Source organism: Bacillus sp. 5w2 (assembly GCF_054353775.1).
On record NZ_JBTIWT010000002.1, the window covers coordinates 249516 to 273605 of the forward strand.

29 protein-coding genes, 2 pseudogenes and 1 riboswitch are annotated in these 24090 nt (G+C 34.0%); of the genes and pseudogenes, 25 read left to right on the forward strand and 6 right to left on the reverse strand.

The window, feature by feature from the left end:
* Window positions 1–45: 45 nt before the first annotated feature.
* The gene (gene cbpA / locus ACXY7N_RS05510; RefSeq protein WP_016133949.1) at window positions 46–669 is read left to right on the forward strand and encodes a cyclic di-AMP binding protein CbpA; all 624 of its coding nucleotides are present in this window, start codon (window positions 46–48) and stop codon (window positions 667–669) included.
* A gap of 67 nt (window positions 670–736) precedes the next feature.
* On the opposite strand, the gene ACXY7N_RS05515 is transcribed toward cbpA, so the two are convergent.
* Window positions 737–1507, reverse strand: a complete 771-nt coding sequence (locus ACXY7N_RS05515) for a divergent polysaccharide deacetylase family protein (protein WP_016088776.1) — start codon at window positions 1505–1507, stop codon at window positions 737–739.
* Window positions 1508–1905: 398 nt separating this feature from the next.
* On the opposite strand from ACXY7N_RS05515, the gene ACXY7N_RS05520 reads away from it, so the two are divergent.
* Window positions 1906–2187, forward strand: a complete 282-nt coding sequence (locus ACXY7N_RS05520; RefSeq protein WP_016088775.1) for an aspartyl-phosphate phosphatase Spo0E family protein — start codon at window positions 1906–1908, stop codon at window positions 2185–2187.
* A gap of 29 nt (window positions 2188–2216) precedes the next feature.
* On the opposite strand, the gene ACXY7N_RS05525 is transcribed toward ACXY7N_RS05520, so the two are convergent.
* Window positions 2217–3713: a DUF3149 domain-containing protein gene (locus ACXY7N_RS05525; protein ID WP_016088774.1), complete on the reverse strand. Its 1497-nt coding sequence runs from the start codon at window positions 3711–3713 to the stop codon at window positions 2217–2219.
* A 195-nt stretch (window positions 3714–3908) separates the two neighbouring features.
* Between ACXY7N_RS05525 and ACXY7N_RS05530 the strand changes: the two genes are divergently transcribed.
* The 4 genes from ACXY7N_RS05530 to ACXY7N_RS05545 all read left to right on the forward strand — a co-directional run bounded on the left by ACXY7N_RS05530 (window position 3909) and on the right by ACXY7N_RS05545 (window position 7100).
* Window positions 3909–4355 carry a MarR family winged helix-turn-helix transcriptional regulator gene (locus ACXY7N_RS05530; protein ID WP_000203348.1) on the forward strand — a complete coding sequence of 149 codons (447 nt, stop codon included), beginning with the start codon at window positions 3909–3911 and terminating at the stop codon, window positions 4353–4355.
* A 160-nt stretch (window positions 4356–4515) separates the two neighbouring features.
* Window positions 4516–6210, forward strand: coding sequence for a M3 family oligoendopeptidase (locus ACXY7N_RS05535; protein WP_016088773.1), 1695 nt, complete (start codon window positions 4516–4518; stop codon window positions 6208–6210).
* 139 nt (window positions 6211–6349) lie between these two features.
* Window positions 6350–6883, forward strand: a complete 534-nt coding sequence (locus ACXY7N_RS05540; protein WP_016088772.1) for a DinB family protein — start codon at window positions 6350–6352, stop codon at window positions 6881–6883.
* Window positions 6884–6983: 100 nt separating this feature from the next.
* Window positions 6984–7100 (forward strand): DUF6254 family protein, encoded by a 117-nt coding sequence (locus ACXY7N_RS05545; RefSeq protein WP_000038254.1) that lies wholly within the window; start codon window positions 6984–6986, stop codon window positions 7098–7100.
* A gap of 11 nt (window positions 7101–7111) precedes the next feature.
* On the opposite strand, the gene kinB is transcribed toward ACXY7N_RS05545, so the two are convergent.
* Window positions 7112–8320 carry a sporulation sensor histidine kinase KinB gene (gene kinB, locus ACXY7N_RS05550; RefSeq protein ID WP_088083455.1) on the reverse strand — a complete coding sequence of 403 codons (1209 nt, stop codon included), beginning with the start codon at window positions 8318–8320 and terminating at the stop codon, window positions 7112–7114.
* A gap of 207 nt (window positions 8321–8527) precedes the next feature.
* A riboswitch (PreQ1 riboswitch) is annotated at window positions 8528–8571 on the forward strand.
* Between the two features lie 93 nt (window positions 8572–8664).
* On the opposite strand from kinB, the gene queC reads away from it, so the two are divergent.
* From queC to queF, 4 genes are read left to right on the forward strand one after another with little or no spacing between them, the layout of a single operon-like run.
* Window positions 8665–9327, forward strand: coding sequence for a 7-cyano-7-deazaguanine synthase QueC (gene queC, locus ACXY7N_RS05555; protein ID WP_000711595.1), 663 nt, complete (start codon window positions 8665–8667; stop codon window positions 9325–9327).
* Complete coding sequence (gene queD / locus ACXY7N_RS05560) at window positions 9327–9818, forward strand: 6-carboxytetrahydropterin synthase QueD (protein WP_000368412.1); 492 nt, start codon at window positions 9327–9329, stop codon at window positions 9816–9818. The genes queC and queD overlap by 1 nt, the downstream gene beginning before the upstream one ends.
* Window positions 9811–10527 carry a 7-carboxy-7-deazaguanine synthase QueE gene (gene queE / locus ACXY7N_RS05565; RefSeq protein WP_016088770.1) on the forward strand — a complete coding sequence of 239 codons (717 nt, stop codon included), beginning with the start codon at window positions 9811–9813 and terminating at the stop codon, window positions 10525–10527. Before queD ends, queE begins: the two co-directional genes overlap by 8 nt.
* Before the next feature lie 18 nt (window positions 10528–10545).
* On the forward strand, window positions 10546–11043 hold the full coding sequence (queF, locus tag ACXY7N_RS05570) for a preQ(1) synthase (RefSeq protein ID WP_000147752.1): 498 nt from the start codon (window positions 10546–10548) through the stop codon (window positions 11041–11043).
* 55 nt (window positions 11044–11098) lie between these two features.
* Here queF and ACXY7N_RS05575 read toward each other — a convergent pair whose 3' ends face one another.
* Window positions 11099–11284 carry a YkvS family protein gene (locus ACXY7N_RS05575; RefSeq protein WP_001165081.1) on the reverse strand — a complete coding sequence of 62 codons (186 nt, stop codon included), beginning with the start codon at window positions 11282–11284 and terminating at the stop codon, window positions 11099–11101.
* A gap of 235 nt (window positions 11285–11519) precedes the next feature.
* Here ACXY7N_RS05575 and ACXY7N_RS05580 point away from each other — a divergent pair, with 235 nt between their 5' ends.
* Together ACXY7N_RS05580 and ACXY7N_RS05585 are read left to right on the forward strand one after the other, a co-directional pair.
* Entirely contained in the window at window positions 11520–11702 is a 183-nt protein-coding gene (locus ACXY7N_RS05580) for a hypothetical protein (RefSeq protein ID WP_001997014.1), read from the forward strand.
* An 88-nt stretch (window positions 11703–11790) separates the two neighbouring features.
* Window positions 11791–12393 carry a hypothetical protein gene (locus tag ACXY7N_RS05585; protein WP_016088768.1) on the forward strand — a complete coding sequence of 201 codons (603 nt, stop codon included), beginning with the start codon at window positions 11791–11793 and terminating at the stop codon, window positions 12391–12393.
* 35 nt (window positions 12394–12428) lie between these two features.
* Here the strand turns inward: ACXY7N_RS05585 and ACXY7N_RS05590 are convergent, their stop codons facing one another.
* The gene (locus ACXY7N_RS05590; RefSeq protein WP_088083457.1) at window positions 12429–13007 is read right to left on the reverse strand and encodes a GNAT family N-acetyltransferase; all 579 of its coding nucleotides are present in this window, start codon (window positions 13005–13007) and stop codon (window positions 12429–12431) included.
* Between the two features lie 245 nt (window positions 13008–13252).
* Between ACXY7N_RS05590 and ACXY7N_RS05595 the strand changes: the two genes are divergently transcribed.
* From ACXY7N_RS05595 to ACXY7N_RS05655, 13 genes and pseudogenes are all read left to right on the forward strand, one after another.
* A complete protein-coding gene (locus ACXY7N_RS05595) occupies window positions 13253–13447 on the forward strand; it encodes a hypothetical protein (RefSeq protein WP_000344284.1) in 195 nt (64 codons plus the stop codon).
* 25 nt (window positions 13448–13472) lie between these two features.
* On the forward strand, window positions 13473–13790 hold the full coding sequence (locus tag ACXY7N_RS05600) for a hypothetical protein (protein ID WP_016088766.1): 318 nt from the start codon (window positions 13473–13475) through the stop codon (window positions 13788–13790).
* Window positions 13791–14266: 476 nt separating this feature from the next.
* A complete protein-coding gene (gene nrdI, locus ACXY7N_RS05605) occupies window positions 14267–14626 on the forward strand; it encodes a class Ib ribonucleoside-diphosphate reductase assembly flavoprotein NrdI (RefSeq protein WP_016088765.1) in 360 nt (119 codons plus the stop codon).
* Window positions 14613–15377: pseudogene (locus tag ACXY7N_RS05610) on the forward strand (ribonucleotide reductase N-terminal alpha domain-containing protein); the annotation flags it as partial. The gene nrdI and the pseudogene ACXY7N_RS05610, both read left to right, overlap by 14 nt.
* Before the next feature lie 243 nt (window positions 15378–15620).
* Window positions 15621–16382, forward strand: coding sequence for a group I intron GIY-YIG endonuclease (locus ACXY7N_RS05615; RefSeq protein ID WP_000995589.1), 762 nt, complete (start codon window positions 15621–15623; stop codon window positions 16380–16382).
* Window positions 16383–16479: 97 nt separating this feature from the next.
* A pseudogene (locus tag ACXY7N_RS05620) lies at window positions 16480–17799 on the forward strand (ribonucleoside-diphosphate reductase subunit alpha); the annotation flags it as partial.
* 93 nt (window positions 17800–17892) lie between these two features.
* The gene (gene nrdF, locus ACXY7N_RS05625; RefSeq protein ID WP_016088763.1) at window positions 17893–18861 is read left to right on the forward strand and encodes a class 1b ribonucleoside-diphosphate reductase subunit beta; all 969 of its coding nucleotides are present in this window, start codon (window positions 17893–17895) and stop codon (window positions 18859–18861) included.
* 216 nt (window positions 18862–19077) lie between these two features.
* The gene (locus ACXY7N_RS05630) at window positions 19078–19458 is read left to right on the forward strand and encodes a GntR family transcriptional regulator (protein ID WP_000687513.1); all 381 of its coding nucleotides are present in this window, start codon (window positions 19078–19080) and stop codon (window positions 19456–19458) included.
* Window positions 19455–20153 (forward strand): ABC transporter ATP-binding protein, encoded by a 699-nt coding sequence (locus ACXY7N_RS05635; protein ID WP_016088762.1) that lies wholly within the window; start codon window positions 19455–19457, stop codon window positions 20151–20153. The genes ACXY7N_RS05630 and ACXY7N_RS05635 overlap by 4 nt, the downstream gene beginning before the upstream one ends.
* The gene (locus tag ACXY7N_RS05640; protein ID WP_016088761.1) at window positions 20150–20944 is read left to right on the forward strand and encodes a hypothetical protein; all 795 of its coding nucleotides are present in this window, start codon (window positions 20150–20152) and stop codon (window positions 20942–20944) included. The genes ACXY7N_RS05635 and ACXY7N_RS05640 overlap by 4 nt, the downstream gene beginning before the upstream one ends.
* A gap of 14 nt (window positions 20945–20958) precedes the next feature.
* On the forward strand, window positions 20959–21861 hold the full coding sequence (locus ACXY7N_RS05645) for an ABC transporter ATP-binding protein (RefSeq protein ID WP_016088760.1): 903 nt from the start codon (window positions 20959–20961) through the stop codon (window positions 21859–21861).
* Window positions 21861–22637 (forward strand): ABC transporter permease, encoded by a 777-nt coding sequence (locus tag ACXY7N_RS05650; protein ID WP_016088759.1) that lies wholly within the window; start codon window positions 21861–21863, stop codon window positions 22635–22637. The genes ACXY7N_RS05645 and ACXY7N_RS05650 overlap by 1 nt, the downstream gene beginning before the upstream one ends.
* Window positions 22638–22850: 213 nt before the next feature.
* A complete protein-coding gene (locus tag ACXY7N_RS05655) occupies window positions 22851–23864 on the forward strand; it encodes a CPBP family intramembrane glutamic endopeptidase (RefSeq protein ID WP_016088758.1) in 1014 nt (337 codons plus the stop codon).
* Window positions 23865–23893: 29 nt separating this feature from the next.
* Here ACXY7N_RS05655 and ACXY7N_RS05660 read toward each other — a convergent pair whose 3' ends face one another.
* Window positions 23894–24076, reverse strand: a complete 183-nt coding sequence (locus ACXY7N_RS05660; RefSeq protein ID WP_000707107.1) for a DUF3913 family protein — start codon at window positions 24074–24076, stop codon at window positions 23894–23896.
* Window positions 24077–24090: the final 14 nt, after the last annotated feature.

Here is a 24090-nt window from a genome sequence, read left to right on the forward strand (position 1 = left end):
TTATTATATATAGATTACATGTTGACATGTAAGGAGGAACATATTTTGCGAGTTAAATATCATTTTCTGCCAAAACAGCAAGTAACATTTTGCAAAATAAACGATTCAGGTGAAGAGGCTTTGCACATTATGAATGAAACGGGATTTCGAGCAATCCCTGTATTAGCAGAAGATGAAAAGAAATTCATGGGGATTATTTATAAAGTAGATCTTTTAGAAAAGAAGTGTAATAGTGGATTAGAGAAATTAAGTACGGAACATATGCTGGAAGATTCCTCTGCATTTATTTTTGAAAAGGATTCTTTTTTCAGAGCATTTTATGTTATTCGTCGTCTTCCATTTTTAGCTGTGCTAAATGATTATAATGAATTTGTCGGTATCTTAACGCATTCTAATATATTTGATGTTATTGAAGATTCATTCGGTATGCGGACGGGTGGTTATATATTAACAATTGCAACACAAGATTGTAAGGGAACGATTAAAGAACTTGGGACATTGTTGAAGGCATTTAATATCGGTGGATTATTTACGCTAGATAACGGGGATCAATATATTCGCCGTGTTATCGTAAATATAACAGATGAGTTAAATGAAAAAAAAATAAAGAAATTAATTGAAAAAATAGAGAGAAAAGGATTCCGAGTGAGTCATGTAGATTATATTTAAGTTAAAAAGGAGAGGTACCAATTTGCTATATGCAGATTGGTACCTTTTTTAGTTTGAATAATGAATCCTATTTTGAAACAGGAGGCGGAGATAATGCTAAATCAGATAAAAAAATAAAATCTGCATGTTCGCGAATTTGAGGAATAGAAGTTTCTATAACACGGGATGTAATTTCACCTGGAGGCCCAACATGTCCGATAGCTACCATAATCGGCTTTTCTTGAAGTTTTTTGATGAGTAATTGAGCTTGTTTTGAAATATGTGCCGCTGTATACACATCATCAAAAAATAATTGGTTTTCAATAATAGGTACTCCTAATTCTTTCCCGATTTTTGGGACAACACTCTTAGGATTTGTTTTGCTATCTAAATAAAATAAACCGTGTTTTTTACAAGCTGCAAGTATAAGGCGTACAATTCTTTCGTCCGCGGTCACTTTTGATCCCATATGATTGTTCATCCCAATTGCATGCGGTACTTCTTGAATTGCTTGTTCGAGTCGGTTATTTATTTCTTCGTCGCTTAAATCAGTTGTAATCGCTTTTGGTCCAAGCCATTCTTTTTTACCTTTAATAGGTTCCATTGGCATATGTATAATAACTTCGTGTCCTTTCTTATGAGCCGCTATCGCATCTTCCTTTGTAGAAGGAAGAAAAGGCATAACGGCAACAGTCAGTGGAATAGGAAGTGATAACATTTTATCAGTTCCCTTCATATTATTGCCGAAGTCATCAATGACAATAGCTACTTTGTTTGTATGGGCCTTTGCTTGAACAGGGAACAAGAAGGATGGTAAGAACATAGTAAACATAAGTAATGCAATCGTATATTTGCGCATATAAATATTTCCTTTCTATTTTATCCCGCTATTTGCGGGCAGTAGGGAATGAACAAAATCCCCAATGATTAAATTTGCACTTTATCAATCATTATTATGTTTTGCGTTTTTATATAAATTAAACAAAAAATGTCGAAGAAAAGTATATGGAAAATAGAGAATCCGCTATTTAATTGGTATTTGTAAAAAAAGAAGATGAAAAAAATGTCTATTATTGCGAATGTATTTACAAAGATAGAATAATTTGTAATAATTCTCAAAGTGAGGGTAAAGATTTGTAAATTACAGGGAGAAAATGTTAAATTTTCTGATTCTTCAAATTCAAATATGATTAAGTAGTTAAAAGGCCAATGGAGAAGTGAAGTTGAGAGCAAGGAAGTATAATAAGGGGGATATGAATGTTTACTGTAAAAAGGAAGTACACATTAGAAAAGCTTTCACGTGATATTCATATAAAGCGTGAAGAAATGATTCAATTAGGTTTAACGAGTGGGTTAAATAGTATGGAGACAATTCAAGTTAGTCAAGAATTGGACAAGCTTATTTTACAGTACCAGTGCTATAAAGAAAAACAAACACCCAAATGGTTATCAATTATAAAGGTACCTATTTTTCAAATTGGGTATGAAGGAAAATCGAGTAATTTTTGGCGAATGCTTGTGGCTGGTTTTATGAAATAAGTATAATTACCCTTTTGGGATAAGGATAATTATACTAGGTGTAACGGAATTTCGATATGAACTGTCGTTCCTTCGTTTTCTATACTGTCAATAAAAATATGCCCATTGTACATCTCTACAATTCGTTTACATATGACAAGTCCAAGACCTGTTCCAGTATCTTTATTAGTAAAGAACGGATGAAAGAGGTGTTTTTGAATATGTTTTGGAATCCCTTTTCCAGTATCTATAATTTGCAATTGTGCATGTGTTTCATTGTTTGTTACGGAAATAGTTAGTGTGTCACCAGAAGTCATGGCTTCAATTGCATTTTTTGTAATGTTTAAAACCACTTGTTTCATATGGTCTTTTGAGCAACGTATATGAACAGGATGGTCTGGCAAATGTAAATGGAATACAATGTTATGTAGATTCGCCTCAGATTGAATAATCAATGCTACCTCATTTAAAATAGTTCTCACATCATATGTTTGTTCAATGATAGCGGTTGGCTTTCCAAGAATAAGAAATTCGCTTACAATTTCATTAATCCGTTCTATTTCTTGTTCAATGATGGAAAAATAGAACTGATCTTGTTCATCTTTATATTTTTCTTTTAATAGAGCGACGAGTCCTTTAATTCCGGTAAGAGGATTACGGATTTCGTGGGCTGTACTAGCTGCAAAAGTTCCAACCAATTCAATTTTTTGTAGTTCATTTTGTTGTCTTTCCAGTTTTGTTTGACGTTTTAACAACATATATTGAGCAAGTAAAAATAAAATAGACATTAAAAATAAAGTAGCTATACACTCTATTGAAACCCACTGGTATAAAGTTTTTTGATGGATAGGCAATGGAGAAACAGAGACCTTCCAATTTAATCGTTGGAGTGGAGTAGTAAGCATATTAGAATGCGCATCACTTGTTTCGTTATTATCATCGGTTAGAAAAACTACATCATGTTTATCGGTTACTTCAAAATGGTATTGTGGCTTAATGGCATTTAAAGATGATGAAATGTAATCAAAGCGTAAACTTGCTAACAATAAGCCTGAGAGCTCCTTCTGTTTATTGAAAATGGGAGAAGCAATCATAATCGCTTGATGTCCAAGAACACGATCTGTAATGGCTGATGATACAGTTGTTTTCTTCGTTTGTAACGCGTCTTGAATATATTTGCGATCTGAGACATCAACAGGTGGTCGTTCGCCTTCGGATGCGATTGTAATGATTCCTTCTGGTGTAGCGTAATATAGACCAGAAAAGCGTGCATCGTTTCCATCTGTATCATGTACAATTTGTTTCACTCCATTTATATTTCCAGTCTCGGTTCCTACGACTTTTGAGAGCATTTCTAATGCGGAGATTGCTTCACCAAGGTGATGATCTAAATAGTCTCTATATAAAAAGAGAACCGTGTGAGCAGATTGTTTGTTTTCCTGTTTCATTTTATACGAATGATATGAATAAAATGTAGCACCAATCCCTATCGTTGGTAGGATAACAAGCAATATATATAAAACTATGCTGTGGAATTTGACTTTCAAATTTGGTACTCCTTCTTTTTTATTATCATTATATATAAACTATGTTAAAATTGTCATGTTTTTATTCAAGAATCATTCATAATATATTTGGGGAGAGGTAATGAATGAGTGAATACTCATTCGGGAATTACATGAAGTACTAAGCTGTTTTTTTCTTTTTATTACTGAGAATTTAAGTGAAGGGTTGAAAGTTGTATGACATCAAATAATGAACGAGAAGATATTTCTCAATCTTTAAAAGTATTTATTGCATTATCTCGTGTACATCGTTCTGTTATGGATACTACAAATAAATCTATACAAAGTAACGGGTTAAATCCAACTGAATTTGCTGTATTAGAACTGCTATATCATAAAGGCGGTCAGCCACTTCAGCAAATTGGTGAGCGTATTTTAATAGCTAGTGGCAGCATTACATATGTTGTAGATAAGCTAGAAAAAAAGGGACTAGTAAAGAGAATTCCGTGCCCGAATGACAGACGTGTTATATATGCACAACTAACTGAGTCTGGAGAGACCTTTATTGCTTCTATTTTTCCAGGGCATGAGCAAGTTATACATCAGTCTTTTGAAATGTTAACGAAAGAAGAAAAGGATGAATTACTTGATCTATTAAAAAAGATTGGAAAGTATGAAAAATAATAGTATGTTCCAAAGGAGCTTTGGATAAAGAAATCCAAGGCTTTTTTGTTTACATGTAATTATGACAACATCTGCCGTATTTTGCTGAAGAATAAGAGGAGATTTGTAAGTAAGCATTGAATTATAGTAAGGATGTATATAATGGAGAGGAGGCTCGTTCATGTCATTTAAAGACTATGAATATAAACGGCCAAATATTGAAGAATTAAAAGAGAAGTTTACTGTTGCTTTAGAGAAGTTTGATAACGCAAAAACTGTAGAAGAACAAAAACAAGTCATTCATTCAATTAACGAAATTCGCAACGATTTTGGTACAATGGGGAATCTTTGTTACATTCGTCATTCTGTTGATACGACAGATGCTTTTTATAAGGAAGAGCAAGATTTCTTTGATGAATTCTCTCCAGTTGTACAAGGATATGGTACAAAGTATTATAAAGCGTTAATTCATTCTCCATTTCGTGAAGAATTAGAAGCGTATTATGGGAAGCAATTGTTTGCTCTAGCAGAGTGTGATTTGAAAACATATTCTGATGAAGTCGTGAAAGATTTACAATTAGAGAATAAATTGTCTTCACAATATACGCAGTTATTAGCATCTGCAAAAATTGACTTTGCAGGAGAAGAAAGAACGTTATCACAGCTTATTCCATTTATGCAAGGGAAAGAAAGAAGTGAACGTAAAGCAGCAAGTGAAGCATATTACGGATTTTTAGCTGAGAATGAGGAAGAGTTAGATCGTATTTATGATGAGCTTGTTAAAGTGAGAACGAACATCGCTAAATCTTTAGGTTTCAAAAACTTTGTTGAACTTGGATATGCGAGAATGTACCGTACAGATTATAATGCGGAAATGGTGGCGAATTATCGTCAGCAAGTACTTGATTATATCGTTCCAGTTACAACGGAATTAAGAAAGCGACAACAAGCACGTATTGGTGTAGAAAAATTAGCATATTATGATGAAAACTTTGAGTTTGCTACTGGTAATCCAACTCCCAAAGGAGATGCGGATTGGATTGTTAATCATGGGAAAACGATGTATAAAGAGTTATCGGCTGAAACGGATGAATTTTTCAATTTCATGCTAGATAATGATTTATTAGATTTAGTTGCGAAAAAAGGAAAAGCGGGTGGCGGTTATTGTACATATATCGAGAATTATAAAGCACCATTTATTTTCTCGAACTTCAATGGAACATCTGGGGACATTGATGTATTAACACATGAAGCTGGTCATGCTTTCCAAGTATATGAAAGTCGTAAGTTTGAAATTCCAGAATACAATTGGCCAACGTATGAAGCGTGTGAAATTCATTCTATGAGTATGGAATTCTTTACATGGCCATGGATGAAATTATTCTTTGAAGAAGATGCAGATAAATATTACTTCTCTCACCTAAGTTCAGCACTTCTGTTTTTACCGTATGGTGTATCTGTTGATGAATATCAACATTATGTATATGAAAATCCAGAAGCATCACCAGAAGAGCGTAAGACAGCATGGCGTAATATAGAGAAAAAGTATTTGCCGCATCGTGATTATGAAGATAATGATTATTTAGAGCGCGGTGGATTCTGGCAACGTCAAGGACATATTTATAGCTCGCCGTTCTACTATATTGACTACACGTTAGCACAAATTTGTGCACTGCAATTTTGGAAACGTGCAAGAGATAATAGACAAGAGGCGTGGGAAGATTATGTGAATCTGTGCCAACAAGGTGGAAGTAAATCATTCTTGGAATTAGTAGAAGTTGCAAATTTAACATCACCATTTGCTGAAGGCTGTGTGAAAAGTGTCATTACAGAAATTGAAGCATGGTTACATGCGATTGACGACACAAAATTGTAAAAAACATGCGCTTTTTTTCACATGTTTAACATCGACATAATGGGAAAATGATGAGATAATAAAAGAAAATTCAGAATACTAAAGAGGTGTTTCTCATAAGGAGCACCTCTTTTCACCAACAAAAAGGGGGGAAAGAAATATGCTTCAATCTAATATGGATGTGAGTTTAGAAAGTTTGGTGAACTCATTACAGTCTACTCGAAGCACGCTATTATCAGAAATTGAAATGTTAAATGATACAGAAGTGAATGTAAAGCCACGCCGTGATAAATGGAGTATTATTCAAATTTTGCATCACTTGCATTTAGTTGAACAATCTGTCACGTCTGCCCTTGTATATGCTTTACAAAAAAACGAAAGAAACACGACTCCATTTAAAGACCTCCAACTTACGCTTGATCGCACACATAAACGAGAAGCTCCTCAGCAAATGCAACCAACAGAAACGTTAATGAAAAAACAGCAAGGAATTCAATTACTAGAACATTCACGACAAGAACTATTACACGCGCTTCATAGTGTTATAGATGAAAAAGATCTATTTGAAAATGGATTAAAGCATCCTGTTTTTAATGATCTGAATTTGTATCAATGGATTCAATTTCTTGATTTGCATGAACAAAGACATCTTACGCAGTTAAAAGAGGCGAAACACGCAATTTTACAACGATAATTAGGAAGAAGTGGGAGACCACTTCTTTTTTGATATGTGCATAGTTTTCTTTCTTATTTTGGAATACTACATGGAGAAAGGAAAGAAGGAGTTGAAAAGTATGTCCAAGAAAAAGAAAGAAGAAGAGCGCGCTTGGAAAGCACGTAAAGAAAATCAAAAGCCACATGGAAAAGTGAAAGCTTTTGCTGAATTAGTTGAAGGAACAGAAAAAACGTGATGATGATTTCATCACGTTTTTTGTATGAGTGGAAAAGTTAATAAGAAGGTTGTACCGATTCCTTTTTCACTTATAATATCAATTTTTCCATTCATAGCTTGAACAACACTGAATACGACCATCATTCCAAGTCCAGTTCCTTTTTCTTTCGTTGAATAGAAAGGAGAGCCGAGACGTTTCACTTGTTCGGTATCCATACCGACTCCTGTATCTTTTATATATAACTGAATATGCTTATGATCAGGAACTAATGTGAAATAAAGATCACCGCCTTTTGGCATGGCCTCAATGCAGTTTTTTAAAATATTTAACAAGCATTGATTTAGTTTTTGTTTTTCTCCCGCGATAAAAAAAGAAGTGCTTTGCTTTATATAATGTGTACGCACATTTGCTAAATTAGCAAGCGGTGTAATTAACGATAATGCATGTAGCAGTTCTTCTTCTAACTGTAATCTTTGTTCTTTTTCAATACTTGGTTTTGCAAAGGTTAAATAATCTGTAAGAACGTGGTTTGCTTGTTCGATTCCGTTGATGGCAATGTCGATATATAATTTTCGCTCCTGCTCAGTGCATGTATCTGATTGTAAAAGTTGCAAAAATCCTTTCGTTGAAGTTAATGGATTGCGAATTTCATGAGAGATAGACGCTGCCATTTCACCAATTAAATGAAATTTTTCAGCATTCATAAGTTCGTTTTGGAGACGAATTTGAGTTTGTAATATGTGTAGTAAATATAAAATAAGAATCGTACCAAGTATCGTACATAACTCATACACAATAATATGTGGTATATAATCAGCCTTGTTTGTAACCTTTGAAAGGAAGAAAGGTATCCAACTAAATCCGTATGTGAGACTGTAGATAATAGCAAGTGCTATTTTTATACGATTAGAAGTTCGATTGAAAAATTTGTATGTAAATAATAGGACAATAAATAGAAGGATAGAACCGATAAGCGATGGGAAAACACCTATTCCTCCTAATAAGAAGCGGTATATATTTAATACAATTAATATAGAGCCGCCAGCAATAGGACCTCCGGTTAATGTACCGACAATTAATACGATATGACGCATATCAAATTGAAATCCATAATTTGTTTTTGCTGCGAAAGTGATACATAGTATAGTAACGAGGCAACACAATACAATAAATATTGCTGAATTTAATTTAGGAGAACGTTTCCCTTTTTGATTCCAAAATAAATGGTATACGAGCATTGTAACAAGGATGAATAATATATTTAAAAAGAGATAAATAATAAAGGATTTCAGTGGGATGCCTCCTCTCTTCTCACATTAAATTAATCATACTATAAAATGAAAGAAATGAAATGAGAAATAGCGGAAAAATCAGAAATTTTTTCTGGTAGTATACAATATGTTACAATAAGCTTTGTCAATGAAAGAAGGAATTCCGTGCAATGCACGGGAGAGGTTCGCGAACTCCCTCTATAAAAAACTATGGAAACAACAATATCTTTAGGTATTGTTTTGTTTTTTTATTGTGACAGTTCAAGAACGTTCTTTCTTCTTATTCGTAATAGAGAAGGAGAATGAGTGAAATGAAAAAAGAAAAGGCAGTTGTTGTTTTTAGTGGAGGACAAGATAGTACGACATGTTTATTTTGGGCAATAGAGCAGTTTGCAGAAGTAGAGGCTGTAACGTTTAATTACAATCAACGTCATAAGTTAGAAATTGATTGTGCAGCGGAAATTGCGAAAGAGCTAGGAATTAAGCATACGGTACTAGATATGAGTCTATTAAATCAACTTGCTCCAAATGCGTTAACGAGAACGGATATGGAGATTACACATGAAGAAGGTGAATTGCCATCGACATTTGTAGATGGACGAAATTTACTATTCTTATCATTTGCTGCTGTATTAGCAAAACAAGTAGGAGCACGTCATATTGTAACGGGTGTATGTGAAACTGATTTTAGTGGTTACCCAGATTGCCGTGACGTATTTGTGAAATCGTTAAACGTTACTTTAAATTTATCCATGGATTATCCGTTTGTGATTCATACGCCACTTATGTGGATTGATAAAGCGGAAACGTGGAAATTATCAGATGAACTTGGAGCATTCGAGTTTGTTCGAGAAAAAACATTAACATGTTATAACGGAATCATTGGTGATGGTTGCGGTGAATGTCCAGCATGTCAACTTCGTAAAGCAGGATTAGATACGTACCTACAAGAACGCGAAGGAGCAAACAACTAATGGATAATTTCTTTGGATTTCGCATCGTAGAAAATTTGCAAAAAATGGACAAGGATATTCAGCGTAAACAGCTCAAATATCATAATAAAAGAGTAATGGTCAGCAAGGAATTTACATTTGATGCAGCGCACCATTTACACTGTTATGAAGGAAAATGTAAAAACTTACATGGTCACACATATAAAGTTGTATTTGGAATTAGTGGATATGTAAATGAAATAGGTCTTGCGATTGACTTTGGAGATATAAAAGAAATTTGGAAGAATGAAATAGAAATTTATTTAGACCATCGTTATTTAAACGAAACGTTACCAGCAATGAATACGACTGCTGAAAATATGGTCGTTTGGATTTATGAAAAAATGGCAGAAGCGTTAACAAAAGATAATCGTGCGAACGAATATAAAGGAGCTCGCGTTGAATTTGTTCGTCTATTTGAGACTCCGACTAGTTATGCGGAAGTAAGACGGGAGTGGATGCTCGATGAGTAAAATCCCTGTCTTAGAAATATTTGGTCCGACTATTCAAGGTGAAGGAATGGTTGTAGGACAAAAGACAATGTTTATCCGTACAGCTGGCTGTGATTATAGCTGCGCTTGGTGTGATTCTGCTTTTACGTGGGATGGATCGGCTAAAGATCAAATTAGACAGATGACAGCAGAAGACGTTTGGAATGAGCTTGTAGAAATTGGTGGCGAAAATTTTTCTCATGTTACGATTTCAGGCGGAAATCCAGCATTGCTGAAAAATATTGAGTTTCTTCTTTCTATATTAAAAGAGAATGGAATGCGAACAGCAATCGAAACGCAAGGGAGTAAATGGCAAGATTGGTTACTTCAAATTGATGAGATAACGATTTCTCCAAAACCACCAAGTTCGGCGATGAATACTGATTTTCAGAAGTTAGATGATGTGATTCAGAAACTAGCAGGAAAAGATATTAGTTTAAAAGTAGTAGTATTCGACGATCAAGATTTTGAATATGCAGTTAAGATGCACGAACGTTATCCCGATGTACCATTTTTCTTACAAGTAGGGAATGATGATACAAAAACTGTGGATGATGCGATGCTGATTAAGAAATTATTAGATAAGTACGAGTGGCTGATTGATAAAGCTGTAAATTGTAAAGAGATGAATAATGCAAAAGTATTGCCGCAGCTTCATGCGTTAGTATGGGGAAATAAACGCGGAGTATAATGAGAAGGGATGTTTAAAATGACAGGAAGATTAGATGAAGATTTAAAAGATGTAACATTATTAGGAAATCAAAATACAAAATATTTATTTGAATATAGCCCAGAAATTTTAGAGGTATTTGATAATAATCATCCAAACCGTGATTATTTTGTGAAATTCAATTGTCCTGAATTTACAAGCTTATGTCCGAAAACAGGCCAACCAGATTTTGCAACAATTTATATTAGCTACATTCCAGAACAAAGAATGGTAGAGAGTAAATCTTTAAAGCTATATTTATTTAGTTTCCGCAATCACGGTGACTTCCACGAAGATTGCATGAACGTTATTATGAATGATTTAATTAAATTAATGGATCCGCGTTACATTGAGGTATGGGGCAAATTCACACCACGTGGAGGGATTTCAATTGATCCTTATTGCAACTACGGTCGCCCAGGAACGAAATATGAACAAATGGCAGACTACCGCATGATGAACCATGATCTATATCCAGAAACAATTGATAATCGTTAATATATAATAGAAAGAAAGGATCTGTATAACATACAGATCCTTTCTTTCTATTATATTATGCATTTTGATTAATGACAGTATAGTTTTTATGACTTACAACTGTAAGAGGTTCCATATCTAGTTCTCTAAAATTTTCCATGATTGTTATATCTACAATAACGGAGTTTTGATTTACTTTTTGAACACGGCCTTGCATTCCACCTTTAAATTCAATGATATCTCCAGTTTCTGCGATCTGCATAAGCAACTCTCCTTGTTACAGTTTTCCAAAAAAAGAATAATTTTGGTTTTTTTTTATTTCCTCTTATTTTGAACCATATTGTCTAGTTTGTAAATGTTTCCAAAGTAAAAATTCGAAAAATATTCACTTTTTGTAAGAAAATATACAAGAACTTCAAGTTATTAGAAAAAAAGAACGGTTTAAATGCGCGCATCTTTATATAGGGGTATAATAAAAAATACAATAACCTACTAAAGTGGGAGAAATTAGAGGCGGTAAAATGATGTTTGAATTTGTGGGGAGTGTTATAGCGTTAATTTTATTTGTATTTTCTTATATACATTTAAAAAAGATTCGTCATCATGAAACAACTACATATTTTGATGGGATGGATGGTATACATGCTGGGGTCACACATGAGAGTGGTGGGGATATGTAAAGGTGTATAACTTTCTTTTTTTGCGTGGTATGATATTTAAAAATAGTACATAATAGAGTTCGTAAGTGATGAATGGAGAGTGGAAAGAATGAAGATTTCTTTTATTCGTCATGGTCGCTTAGACCGTACTATAGAACCAATGACGGTTACATCCTTTCATGAATGGATGAAGGGATATGACTTACATACCATAATAGAAAAAGCACCTATACCAACGGAAACAATGGAAGTGGTTGAAGCAGCAAAATTGATTTTAACGAGTGATCAAAGGTGTGCTGTACAGTCAACAGCTGAATTAATGGATTCTTTATCTTTTATGCAAAATTCTCTTTTTAGAGAAGCTGAAATTCCGACGAGTTTTTATGCTCCAACATGGTTAAAATGTAAACCTAACGTATGGATTTTTATCGGACGAACATTATGGATACTTGGTTACCATAAAGATGTTGAGTCTTATAAGGAAGTAAGAGAGAGGGCAAGGCAAGCGGCTTACTTATTACACCGTTACGCTCTCGTACATGGAAGTATTGCTCTTGTAGGGCATAATTATGTTAATGCAATGGTTGGTGCAGAATTGAGAGCAATGGGATGGTCTGGTTCGCCTATTTTGCACAGAGAGCCATGGGGATGTACAACATATACGTTTCACGAGGCGATGAATGGAAATATATTAAATACGAATTTAACATAAAAGCACACGATTTATATAAATCGTGTGCTTTCTTTTTAAGATATAGAAACCTTTGTATTTAATGGTTTTACTAGATGGGCATAAGGTTCACCCACAAGCATAACGATTTGGTCCTTTGTATAACCTAGCTTTTCGTATAATGAATAGGCACGTGTATTTTCTAAATTAACAAGTAATGCGATTTTTTCATGCTCCTTTTCAGTTGCATGGATTTCAGCAGCTTTAATTAACTTAGAACCGATGCCTTTTCCGCCATATGCACTTGAAACTGATAATGTATCAATGTAATATTCATCAATCTCAGCTTCTTTTTCTAACGTAATCGATTCATCTTTATGTAATTTTCTTAAGTGACGTACAATTGGTGCATCAAGCCTTGTTGCTTCACTACCGTGATAAGCGACAATAATTCCGACCGCACTCCCGTCTTGTTCATATACAAAACAGTTTTCATAGCTCAGTCGATTACTCTCTTTTGAGAACCATGTTTCAAGTCCTAGTAATACTTCTGTCTCAACAGTGCTACCTGTGATTTTTTCAGCAATTTCGTGCAGAGCGTTATACAATAAAGGAGCTATTGCCTTTGCATCTGTCTTTTTTGCTTTCCGAATCATAGTATCCCTCCTAGTTCTATTTATATATTGTAGCATAGTGGTATGGAACTTTGCATAATTGAATGTCGAAATGTTTGATATAGAGAAGTAGCTATGTTAGTATATGATATTTAGTGGACATATAGTAAAGTGATATCGTTTGCGAAATAATGAAAATGCAATGAAGGTATAGCACCTGGATAATTTTACAGTTGTTGACCTATAGAATATACGATAAAATAAAATATTGCATAGAGGTGAAATACATGGATGAACAATTAGCAAATACAATTTTGGATCAGCTGAAAAATGGTGAAATAAAGGAGTATGTTGCAACGAAAGATGTATTTTATACGTTTAGGAAAGTTGTAGTAAGTCGAGAAGATTTTAAACATATTATAGGGAACGCGCAGCGCGGCGGGCAAGTAATTTATACATATTCAGAAACGCCACGTTCGTAACTAGAAGAATATAGGGGGGAGAATTATGGGCGATTTTAAACAAGGTATATTACCACATTGGGATTATATGTGGAAAGATAGAGCCGGCAATAGATTTATGGGGATGGTCATGTATCCAGAGAAACGAAAGTGTTCGGCAAAAATGCTTCAGAAAATAAAAAGAGCATATGAAGAGGCTTTAGAAATTAAAGTAACTGTACAAGTTCAACATACATATCAGTACGTAGAAGGAATGATTGTATACTTTGATGAAGAGGCACCTGTATGTACAATGATTGATAAAGATGAAAATCCACATCATATATTTGTAAAAGATATTTTGCGTATTGAGCACTCTGAATAATCTTTTCGTAAATAAGTTGAATTTCCATAATAATAATCTTTTTCTGTAATAATTATCTTTTAGTATGTAACGCGAACCGAAAGTATATGTATAATATTTAATAAAGTAAAATTGATAAATGTAATCGTTTTTTAGAACAGATTATCGTTTCATGTCTGTTCTTTTTTGCGTGATGCTGGAGAAATATATTACTCCAGCATTTGCCGTTTTATGACAAAATATATTGGTAACTTTTTTAAAAATAAGGTTAAATTCGTTGACAACTTTTTTGAAAAGCACTTTATTGACATGAGTTTTAGAATGTTGTTTCATAGTCATTGTATTGAAAAAAATCGACTGTCTTGTCGAAAAGTAAAAGTTAAAAAAAGAAAGAATTTATACATATATCTTGTGTCTTATTTTGAAACGTAATACAATATATAGAGAAATCAAGAACAACATATAGAGAATATAGATTGGAGAGGGAGGGGTCGGAAATGTTAGTTGCATATGATTCTATGACAGGAAACGTGAAGCGTTTCATCCACAAATTAAATATGCCGGCCGTTCAAATTGATGAAGATCTAGTAATAGATGAAGACTTTATTCTTATTACGTATACAACAGGTTTTGGCAATGTACCAGAACGTGTTTTAGACTTTTTAGAGCGCAATAATGGAAAATTAAAAGGCGTATCTGCAAGCGGCAATCGTAACTGGGGAGACATGTTCGGTGCAAGTGCTGACAAAATTTCTACTAAATATGAAGTGCCTATTGTATCAAAATTTGAGTTATCTGGAACAAATAACGATGTAGAATATTTTAAGGAAAGGGTGCGGGAGATTGCGACACATTGAACTGAATAATGAAATCACGCAAATGCAGGACGGTTTTTATCAGCTTCATAAGGATAAAGAGGCATTAGAAGTCTTTATGGAAGAAGCTAGAGAGAATACCGTTTCTTTTAATAGCGTGGCAGAGCGAATGGAGTATATGAAAGAACATGATTACTATTACAACGTTCTGGACGAGTATAGCTTGGAGGAAGTAGAAGAGGTATATAACATCGCTTATGGTGAAAACTTCGAGTTCCAATCTTATATGGCAGCATCTAAGTTTTACAAAGATTATGCGTTAAAAACGAATGATCAAAAACAATACTTAGAAAGCTATGAAGATCGTGTAGCAATTGTGTCATTATACTTAGGACGCGGTGATGTTGCGAAGGCAAAACACTTCGCAAGCATGATTGTAAAACAAAACTACCAACCAGCGACACCAACCTTTTTAAATGCGGGAAGAAGCAGAAGAGGAGAAATGGTGTCTTGTTTCTTGTTAGAGATGGATGATAGCTTAAATTCAATCGGCTTTAACATTAATACAGCAATGCAATTATCGAAAATTGGCGGTGGAGTAGCTTTAAACTTATCTAAGCTACGCGCACGCGGTGAGCAAATTAAAGGTATCGACAACGCTGCAAGTGGTGTAGTACCTGTTATGAAATTACTTGAAGATTCGTTTTCATATGCGAATCAGCTTGGCCAACGAAAAGGTGCCGGCGCAGTATACTTAAACATTTTCCATTGGGATATTATTGAATTCTTGGATTAATTGGTAGTCCCTCTACGCAGTAATGTGTATGAGAAAACCTTGTGAACCTAACCAATAGGGTGTCGCAGTAGCGGCTAACGGTATCAGTTGAATAAGGGGTAAAAGAAAAAGAACCCGCGAAGAAGCTGACTAAGAGAGCCTACGGTCCATGTACATGGATAGCAGGTAATACCGTGCCAAGCTTGAAAGAAATGTTACTTGGGTGAAGTGGAATCTTATATTCACCGGAGGCGAGATTCCATGAACTGTGGAATTTATTTGATAATTAATAAGGAAAATAGGAAGTTTTATATTGGTAGTTCTAATAATTTTAAAGTACGATTTAAAACTCATAGAAATCAATTGAATGCTAATCGGCATCATAGTAAACATTTACAAGCAGCCTGGAATTTATATGGTGAGAATAAATTTGAGTTTAAAGGGATAATCGAGTTACCAGATGATAAGAACATTCTTCATAAGATAGAGCAAAGTTTACTAAGTCAATATTATGGGAAACAGTATTGCTACAACGGACATCCCATCGCTAGAGGTGGGGCGTTGAGTGGGGAAAAGAACCATATGTATGGGAAAACTCACTCAAAGGAAGTAAAAAAATTTCTTTCTGAAATTAATACTGGTCCTAATAATTATTGGTATGATAAACCTCAACATATGGAGAATATGAGATCTAAGATTACTAAACGATTTCACGGTAGAAAACATACTGATGAAACAAAAGAAAAAATGTCTAGGTCTCGTAAAGGTAAAAAACATACAAAAGAAACATGTATGAAGATAAGTAAAGCTCAAAAAAACCAATATAATTCTGGAAGAGAAAAACAAAAAAAGCCAATTGTTATAAATGACATTTACTATGAGTCTTTAGCGGAAGCCGGCCGAGCGTTTAATGTGCCTGCTAATACGATAAAATATAGAGTACTATCCAATAACTTTCCTAATTATCAATACTTTCAAGAAGGTGTAGAGACTATCGAACGCACGTCATTAGACGAAAGCTAGTAGAGTAGGCTGGAAATAGGTACCAGTCGAAGTGCAAGGCAACCAGTTACAGGTTGATGATATAGTCCAACCTTCATAGAAATATGAAGACGAGTTGACCAAAAAAATAAATGCTGATGAGAAGAGCCGTATTCAGTCTCTATCAATCGGAATTATCGTGCCAAGTAAGTTCTTTGAGCTAGCTGAGAAAAACGAACCTTTCCATGTTTTCGCGCCTTATACGGTGTATAAAGAATACGGAAAGCATTTAGATGATATTGATATCGATGAAATGTACGATGAATTAATGAGCAATCCGAAAGTGAAGAAGAAGCCGCTAGATATTAGTGCACGTGATATGCTTATTAAAATCGCTATGATTCAGCTTGAGTCTGGTTACCCATACTTAATGTTTAAATCAAATGCAAATAATCAACATCCATTGAAGGATATTGGAACTGTGAAGATGTCGAACTTATGTACAGAAATCTTCCAGCTTCAAGAAACTTCTGAAATAAATGATTATGGTACAGATGATATTATCCGTCGTGATATTAACTGTAATTTAGGATCGTTAAATATCGTGAATGTAATGGAAAATAAAGAAATTCGTGAAGCCGTTCATGCGGGAATGGAAGCTTTAACAGCTGTTTCTGATATGACGATCATTCCGAATGCACCAACTGTGAAAAAAGCAAATGATGAGCTTCATTCAGTTGGACTTGGCGCAATGAACTTACACGGATATTTATCAAAAAACAAAATCGCATATGAAAGTGCAGAAGCGAAAGAGTTCGCTCGTACATTCTTTATGATGTTAAATTACTACTCTATTGAGAAAAGTATGGAAATCGCTAAAGAAAAAGGCGAAACATTTAAAGACTTCGATAAGTCTGATTATGCGAACGGCACATACTTTGAAAAGTATGAAACGACAGATTACAGCCCAGTAACTGAAAAAGTTCAGCAATTATTTGAAGGAATTCATATTCCAACAAAAGAAGATTGGACAAGTTTAAAAGAGCAAGTGAAGAAGAATGGATTATATAATTCCTACCGTCTTGCTATTGCTCCAACACAATCTATCAGTTACGTTCAAAATGCAACTTCAAGCGTAATGCCGATCGTAAGTCAAATTGAATCAAGAACGTATGCGAATGCAACAACATATTATCCAATGCCGTATTTATCAAAAGATACGTTCTGGTACTATAAATCTTCTTACGATATGAATCAGTTTAAATTAATTGATTTAATCGCAGAAATCCAAGAACATATTGACCAAGGAATTAGTACAATTCTTTACGTTAATAGTGATATTTCAACACGTGAATTAGCACGTTACTACATCTATGCACATAAAAAAGGCTTAAAGAGTCTGTATTATACGAGAACACGTAAGTTAAGCGTGGAAGAGTGCGTAGCTTGTACCGTTTAATATAAAAAGTGAGACATCATGAGCAGGGTTTTCTGAACCCTGCTCATGCTTAGTTATCAATTTTTCATGTTTATTTAGAGAAGGGGCGATTGAATGCGTGCGGTAAACTGGAACAAAAAAGAAGATGATTTTAGTTTAATGTTTTGGAAGCAAAACATCGCTCAGTTTTGGACAGAAGAAGAAATCGCAGTGTCTTCTGACAAAAATACTTGGGCACAATTATCAAAAGAAGAGCAGGTTGCTTATAAGCGTGTATTAGGTGGTTTAACACTTTTAGATACGAAACAAGGTGGCGAAGGGATGCCACTTGTACTTGTTCATCTTGAAAATTTACAAGCGAAAAGTGTATTAGCTTTCATGGGAGCTATGGAAGAAGTACATGCGAAGAGTTACAGTCATATTTTCACAACGTTAGCTACTGAAGAAGAAATTGATGATATTTTTGAATGGGTAGACAATCATCCGTTACTTGAGAAAAAGGCTGGCATTATCACGAGTTACTATCGTCGTTTATTAAAGCCTGAAGTAGCGAAAAAAGAATTATACATGGCAATGGTAGCCAGTGTGTTCTTAGAAAGTTACTTATTCTATAGTGGTTTCTTCTATCCACTTTACTTAGCAGGTCAAGGTAAATTGACGGCAAGTGGCGAAATTATTAACTTAATAATTCGTGATGAATCAATTCACGGCGTATTCGTCGGTATTTTAGCACAACAAATCTTCGCAGAACTTTCTGCAGAAGATCAACAAGAAGTGCAAAAAGAAACACAAGAGTTATTAATGGAACTATATGAAATTGAAATGGCATACACAGAAGAAATTTACACTTCTATCGGTCTAGTAGAGGATGTAAATCGTTTCGTTCGTTACAATGCGAATAAAGGACTTATGAACTTAGGACTTGAGCCGAAGTTTGAAGAAGAAGAAATTAACCCAATCGTTTTAAATGGTTTACGTACAGATACGAAAAACCATGATTTCTTCTCTGTAAAAGGAAATGGTTACGTAAAAGCGACGAACGTTGAAAAGTTATCGGATGATGACTTCGCGTTTAATTTTTAATATATAATCATAAAGAAAAGCTGTCTTATTCATTGATAAGACAGCTTTTCTTTATGGTTTTGTTTACATAACACTATTATTTTTGTATAGCGATTTCTGTTGAAAAAGTTCTATCCGGCTAATGGATAGAACTTTTTTGTAATTAAATGGGTATTTACAATCTTTTTGTATCAGTGTATTATTTAACTAGTACACCGATACAAAAGGAGGGAAGAAATGAAAATAGAGTTTTCTCCAAATACACCAATTTACATTCAGGTAATGGAATACATAAAAAAAGAAATCGTAACAGGACATTTATTGCCTGGTGATAAAATTCCCTCTGTACGTGAATTAGCGAGTGAATTACAAGTAAATCCAAATACGATTCAGCGTACATTTCAAGAGCTAGAACGGGATGGGGTTGTTGTAACGCGTAGAGGAATGGGACGATATGTAACGAATGAAGGGGAGAAAATTATGGAGCTGCGAAAAGAGATGGCGAAAGAATTGCTTCATTCTTTTATAGATGGAATGGACAATTTAGGTTTTTCAGAAGAAGAAATTCTTACAATCCTTCGTTCTTCATTACATGAGAAGAGGGAGGAGAGCGAATGACAGCGTTATTAAAAATAGAAAACTTATGGAAGAGATACGGATTAAAAGCAGTGATTCGTGAATTAAACATAGAGATTACGGAAGGGAAAATTATAGGGCTTGTTGGAGATAATGGGAGCGGAAAAACGACGTTATTGAAAATGATTGCCGGTCTGCAGCATCCTTCCGAAGGGAGTATTACAATCGCTGGTAAAAAGGTCGGATTAGAAACGAAAGAAATTGTTTCTTTTATGTCGGATAAACCAGTATTTGATGATTGGATGACGGTAAAAGATTCTTTATTTTTCTATCGAGATTTTTATAAAGACTTCGACATTCAAAAAGCGGTAGATACGATTGCGGAATTTAAAATACCGTTAGAAGAAAAAATTACAGCTTTATCAAAAGGTATGGTTGAAAAGCTACAAATTATTTTAACGTTTTCTCGGAAAGCGAAGTTATACGTACTAGATGAACCACTGGGCGGAATTGATCTTGTTTCTAGAGAACACGTACTGGAACTTATTTTACAGTTTTATCGTGAAGATTGTACCATTTTAATTGCAACACATTTAATTGGTGAAGTGGAAAACATTTTTGACGAAGTAATCTTTTTAAAAGATGGTGAAAGTGTACTTCATGAAAATGTAGAGGAGTTACGCTTCCAACGAGGAAAAGCTGTTACGGATTTGTTTAAGGAGGTGTTTAGTAGATGAAGGCCAGTTTAATATATATGTACAATGCGAATAAAAAACAAATTTTTATTTCGTTATTGTCATTCATATTTATTGTAGCTGTCGCTTTTGTGAGTATGGGGAATTATATTAAACAAGAATCAGGAGAAGTAAGGCAAATGATTACAATTGCTTTAGTATTCTTAGTTTATTTAATTTTTGCGGTATTAGTATTTCTGCAGGCGATGTCTGCGTTTGGGAAAATGACTGAAAGTAAATTATTTCGGTTAACACCGATATCTGGTAAAAAAATTGTTTTAGCAGTATTGTCATATGCAGCAATTTGCTTAATGTGTTTTGAATTAATAGGTGCTATATTTTTCTATAGTATTTCGATGAAAGTAATAAAAGGTACAGAACTCCATGAATTGTTATTCACCGAAACTACACTTACACTAGATATGGTAAAGCAGTTATTTAGTAGCGTGTTATATGTATTTAATTTATCAAGTATATTGTTAGTTTTACTTTTTACAGTAGCTGGTGTGAAAGTATTTTCTTTGAAAAAGAAAAAAATGGAGTACGTAATTATTTTCTTCCTATTTTTACTAGTAACGAAAGTAATCAATCTGATATATGAAATGCTGGGCCGACTTGCGCCTATACCTACTTTTATTAAAAAATTAGTTTATATAGATGAATCAGCGGATATGAATCTCATACTATATCCAGAAAGACTTATGAATTTATATAGTCTTACTTTTTCAATCGGTATATTTGTTCTACTTGTATATATAACAGGTCGCATAATCGATAAAAAACTAGAAGTCTAAAGGAGGAATCGACATTGGGAAACGTAGTAGTAAAGTTAGAGAATGTTCGAAAAAAGATTGGTGGAACGGAAATTATCCGCGGTTTATCATTTGAAGTTCGCGAAGGGGAAGTGTACGGGTTCCTTGGACCGAACGGTAGTGGTAAAACGACGACAATTCGTATGATGACAGGTCTTATATCAATGACAGAGGGCGATATTACAATTTGTGGTCATAGTATTCGCATGGAGCGTGAAAAGGCGCTAGAGCAAATTGGAGCGATTGTAGAAAATCCTGAACTATATGATTATATGACTGGAATGCAAAACTTAAAGCATTTTGCGAATATGGCAATTACACCAATTAGTAAAGAGCGCATTGCTGAGATTGTAAAGCTTGTTGAATTAGAGCATGCGATTCATAAAAAGGTGAAAACATATTCACTTGGTATGAAACAACGTTTAGGAATTGCACAGGCATTACTTCATCAGCCAAAAATCTTAATTTTAGATGAGCCGACAAATGGATTAGATCCAGCTGGTATTCGCCAAATTCGTGATTATTTACAACGTTTAGCGAAAGAAGAGAATATTGCTGTAATCGTATCAAGTCACTTATTAAGTGAAATTGAACTCATGTGTGATCGCGTCGTTATTATTAAACAAGGTGAGTTTGTGCAAGAGTACAACTTACATGAACAAGCGAAACATGATGAGACAGTAGTTGTAGCGTTTGAAGTAGATCAAGTACAGAAAGCAAATGAAATCATTAAAGGTAAGACGCAAGGAAATGTAATTGCAGTATCTGTAATGAAAGAAGAAATCCCACAACTTGTAAAAAAACTTGTAAATGACGATGTGCTTGTATACGGAGTTACTGTTCAAAATAAAACGTTAGAGGATGAGTTCTTAGCGATTACAGGGGGAGTGAAAGCGTAATGTTTAAATTAATTCAAAATGAATTTTTAAAGTTACATGCGAAAAAAGGTATGTATATTTTAATTGGTGTCATTGCAGTATTGGAGATTTTGGGAGTTTTAGCGATGATGAAATGGGGAGACGGAAGTGAATTTAAAGGATCATATTTAGATTTTGCAAGTTCAGAGATTGGTTTAATTACTTTGTTTGCAACAATTTTTGGAATTACGATTGCTTCTCGTATGATTACTGATGAGTTCCAAAAAGGTACAATTAAGCAGTTATTAATCCGTCCAAGAAAAAGAATGACAGTTTTATTCTCTAAATATATTACAGTGTTACTTACTATAGTATGTATCATATTTGCTAGCACGTTAATTGCAATGATTATTGGCGGAATTGTAATGGATGGTAGTAAAACAGAATTAACGTTAGGAATCGTAATGAAATCTACTTTATATCAAGTACTTTCACCGTTCTTCTTTGCGACGCTTGCATTTTTCTTAGCAAACGTATTTAGAAAATCTGTATTACCATTAATTATTACGATGTTCCTCTTCTTTTTACAAGGACCAATTAATATGGTATTAATGATGTTTGCAAAAGGTGTAGCGAAGTTTGTAGTATTCTTCCATTTGGATTTAAGAGCTTACGACAGCAATAAATTAATTAGTGGCGGAGTAGAACCTACATTTACAGAATTTACATTTACAACTTCATTATTACTTGTAGCTGCATACTTTGTTGTATTGCTTGTAGCATCGAGTGCATTATTCCAAAAACGTGATGTATTATAATAAAAGAAATCCCCGCGTGTAGAAACGGGGATTTTTTATTACATAACTTTCTCGTAGATTTCAACTGAAAGAAAAGTGATACGGTATTTTAAATAAAATTACTATATATGTTGTTCAAAAGTATTTGAGAAAAATAGGAAGAATTTCAACTATATTCATATTATAATTTAATTATCCGACTATTTACTTTTATTATCTTTGGGGGTGTTCTATATGCACTATGCATTTTCACGTATAAGACTACGTAGCTTTTTTGGATGGATGATTATAGGGGTGTTCCTTACGATGATCCCATTAGGTCTATCAAATGTTTCTGAGAATACGATGGAGGTTATTTCACAAATAACATTATTTTTTGTATTTCCGTTATTTTGGTTATACGTAAAAACAAATAAAAATAATGTTGTATTTAACAGTTTTTTTGATAAGCCAGGACGTTTACCGTGGGGATTAATTGTATTAGCAACGATAATGGGAATGATTTTTTCAGTTGGTATATCTCATATTCAATTTTACATATTAGCACATACGTTACCGAATTTCTTAGTTACTATGTTAGAAGACGGAAATGTTATTAACACGAGTAACATATATATGACGATATTTACTTTCATTTCAGCATGTGTATTAGCACCTATTATGGAAGAGGTTATTTTTAGGGGATTCTTTTTACAGCGAATGGCTTATAAATGGGGAATTAAAAAAGCTGTCATTATATCTTCCATTATTTTTGGTTTAGGACATTTTGATGTTATTGGTGCATTTATGTTTGGTGTTGTGATGTGTCTTTTATACATAAAGACGAAAAATATATGGACGAATATCGCTGTACACGCTCTGAATAATTTGATTGCAACAAGTATGCAATTTGTCGGTGGAGAAGAAAGTACTGCAATTTCAATTCCTGAATTACAAGCGCAAAGTAATTTATGGATCGGTATTGGTCTTACAGTTGTTGGGTTGCTTTGGTTAATTCCTTACGTTTGGAAACAATGGCATACAGTAAAAGAAGTGGGGGTGCCACCAGTGCGCTTCATAAATGAGGAAAAAGTAGTGAGTGCATCACAAGAAAATGAAGTGTATAGTCAAGTGATCGTAACAGATAGATTGATGGCTGTAGAGCTACCAGATGAGGCTGTAAATAAGCTCCGGTTAGAAGAAAATGATTATGTAACAGTATCTGTAGAAGAAGATAAAATTGTTATAAAGAAAGTGCATGATAGATAATTAAAAAGTAGCTCCTTAAGAGCTACTTTTTAATTTGTAATAATTTCTACACGAAAATTATTACCGTTCTTTACATATTTAATATCTGTAACAGTGCGGACTGTTTTTAAAATCTCCACTTTTTCACCAATTCGAGGGATAGTCGGAACATTGTCCCAAATGCCAAGCAAGTCATCTAATTGTGCCGTTTTTTCATAAAACCAGATTTTCAATGTAAAGCCCCTTT